1 protein-coding gene and 1 pseudogene are annotated in these 3282 nt (G+C 67.1%); both read right to left on the bottom strand.

The features are described from left to right. On the bottom strand, positions 1-2753 hold a 2753-nt coding region (gcvP, locus tag JCM25156_RS11815; protein WP_034959530.1), incomplete at its 3' end, for an aminomethyl-transferring glycine dehydrogenase. Between the two features lie 28 nt (positions 2754-2781). Continuing rightward, positions 2782-3146, bottom strand: a pseudogene (gene gcvH / locus JCM25156_RS23900) (glycine cleavage system protein GcvH). Positions 3147-3282 lie beyond the last annotated feature (136 nt).

A 3282-nucleotide genomic window follows, 5' to 3' on the forward strand; every position in this document is an offset into this window, starting at 1 on the left:
GCGCGGTCCCATTGCGGGGCGGTCACGTCGCGCACGGTATGCGGGGCGTGGCGCAGGGGGCTCTGTTCAATGGTCAGCTTCCCTTCCGCCACGGCGGCGATTTCCGCGCGGATGGCGATCATCGCGTCACAGAAACGGTCCAGTTCCGCCCGGCTTTCGGACTCCGTCGGTTCGATCATGAACGTGCCCGCCACGGGAAAGCTGACCGTGGGCGCATGGAAGCCATGGTCGATCAGGCGCTTGGCGATGTCATCCACCGTCACGCCGGTCTCATCCCTGAGCGGGCGCAGGTCGATGATGCATTCATGCGCGACGCGGCCCTGCGCGCCCCGGTACAGCACCGGGTAATGCCCGGACAGCCGGGTCGCGATATAGTTGGAGTTCAGGATCGCGACCCCGGTCGCGCGCTTCAGCCCTTCATCCCCCATCATGACCATGTACATCCACGAAATGGGCAGCACATCAGCCGAGCCGAACGGCGCGGCGGAAATGGCGTTGGCCTCCCCCCGTTGCGGCGCGCCGGGCAGGTAGGGGGCCAGATGCGCGCCCACGCCGATCGGCCCCATGCCGGGACCACCGCCGCCATGGGGGATGCAGAAGGTCTTGTGCAGGTTGAAATGGCTGACATCCCCGCCATACACGCCCGGCTGCGCCAGCCCCACCTGCGCGTTCAGGTTCGCGCCATCCACATAGACCTGGCCACCCGCCGCATGCACCAGATCACAGATCTCGCGCACGTTTTCCTCAAACACCCCGTGGGTGGAGGGATAGGTGATCATGATGGCGGCCAGCTGGTCCGCGTGTTTCGCAACCTTGGCCTTCAGGTCGTCAATATCGACATTGCCCTGCCCGTCGCACGCCACCACCACGACCCGCATGCCCGCCATCTGGGCGGAAGCCGGGTTGGTGCCGTGGGCGGATGCGGGGATCAGGCACACGTCACGCCCTGCGTCGCCACGGGCGCGGTGATAGCCGCGAATGGCCATGAGCCCCGCGAATTCGCCCTGCGCGCCGGAATTGGGCTGGAGCGACACCGCGCTGTAGCCGCTGATCCGGCACAGCATGCGTTCCAGATCAGTGAACAGGCGCGCGTAGCCCCGCATCTGATCGGCGGGGGCGAAGGGATGGATATTGCAGAATTCCGGCCATGTGATGGGCAGCATTTCCGCCGTGGCGTTCAGCTTCATGGTGCAGGAGCCAAGCGGGATCATGGAGCGGTCAAGCGCGAGATCACGGTCCGCCAGACGGCGCAGGTAGCGCAGCATGTCGGTTTCCGACCGGCAGGCGGAGAAGATCGGCTGGGTCAGGAATTCACCCTGCCGCGCCAGACCCGCCGGAATGGCGTCGCCCACCGCGCCCAGACCGGCCTCGACCGTCGCCACCGATGCGCTATCTCCCGCCACGCAGCGCCACACGGCGCGCACGGTGTCGGGGGTTGAGGTTTCATCAAGGCTGAGGCTGATATGATCGTCATCCACGCGGCGCAGGTTCATGCCCGCCTCCAGCGCGCGGGCGATGACCGCATCGGTCCGCGCGCCGGTTTCCACCTTCAGCGTGTCAAAGAACGCCTGCGTGACAACCGTGCAGCCCAGCGCGCGCAGCCCCGCCGCCGCGATGGCGGTCAGGCGGTGGATGCGCCCGGCAATGGCCTTCAGCCCCTCCGGCCCATGATACAGCGCGTACATGGACGAGATGATGGCGGGCAGCGCCTGTGCGGTGCAGATATTGGATGTCGCCTTTTCACGGCGGATATGCTGCTCACGCGTCTGGAGCGCCAGACGGTAGGCGGGCTTGCCGCGCGCGTCGATGGACACGCCCACGATCCGCCCCGGAATGTTCCGGCGCATCGCGTCACGCACCGCCATGTAGGCCGCGTGCGGGCCACCGGCCCCCATCGGCATGCCATAACGCTGCATGGTGCCCACCGCGATGTCCGCCCCCAGCGCGCCGGGGCTTTCCACCAGCATGAGCGCCATCGGATCCGCGCAGACCGCGGCGATGGCGCCCGCCGCGTGCAGGCGTTCGATCCACGGGCGCGGATCGCGCAGTTCCCCGGTCGAGCCGGGATACTGGAACAGCGCGCCAAACACCGCCTGCGGGTCCAGATCGGTTGCGGGATCGCCCAGCACGAGTTGCCAGCCCATCGGCTCGGCACGGGTGCGCAGCACGGCGATGGTCTGCGGGTGGCAGTCGGCATCGACAAAAAAGGCCGTGGCCCTGCTTTTGGCCACCCGGCGGGCCATGGCCATGGCCTCGGCCGCCGCCGTGCCTTCATCCAGCAGGGACGCATTGGCCACGTCCAGCCCGGTCAGTTCGATGACCAGCGTCTGGAAATTGAGCAGCGCCTCCAGCCGGCCCTGGCTGATTTCGGGCTGATAGGGGGTATAGGCCGTGTACCAGGCCGGGTTTTCCAGCACGTTGCGCTGGATCACGCCGGGCAGGAACGTGTTGTAATAACCCTGACCGATCAGCGAGGTCAGAACCCGGTTTTCCGCCGCAATGGCGCGCAGGCGGGCCAGCGCCACGGGTTCGGACACGCCTGCGCCCAGACCCATCCCCCCATGCAGGCGGATGCTGTCCGGCACGGTCTGCGCCATCAGGCTGTCAAGCGTGTCAGCCCCCACCACGCGCAGCATCCCGGCCACGTCTTGCGCGTCCGGGCCGACATGGCGGGCGCAGAACGCACCGGCGTCATCGCCCAGATCATGCCACAGGGAAGAAGAACCGCAGGAGGGAGACGTCACGGCCAGCATACTCCGTCAGATGAAGGGGGAAATGAGATCAGCCAACCAGCGCGGCGTAGGTCGCGGCGTCCAGCAGGCCATCAAGCTGGGCGGGGTCGGCCATGGTCATGCGCACGATCCAGCCTTCCCCCTCCGGGTCGCGGTTGACGAGGGCGGCGTCATCGGTCAGCGCATCGTTGAACGCCAGCACGTCACCGGTGATCGGGGCGTAGATGTCCGATGCCGCCTTGACCGATTCCACCACGCCACGCTGTCGCCCTGCTCGACGGTGGTGCCGGGATCACGCGCCTCGGCAAAGACCAGTTCGCCCAGCTCGTTCGCCGCATGGGGCGTGATGCCGATTACGGCGACATCACCCTCAACGCGCAGCCATTCATGCTCTTTGGTGTAATAGACCGTCATGTTCTTGCTCCTGTGATCGGGAAATTCCGTGAAAATACGCGGGACCTAGCGGCGGAATGTCGGCGCGACGAAAGGCAGCGCCGTAACCTGCACCGGCAGCAGCCGCCCGCGCACCGCCGCGAAAAGCGCGTGCCGG

This window comes from Komagataeibacter kakiaceti JCM 25156 (genome assembly GCF_000613305.1).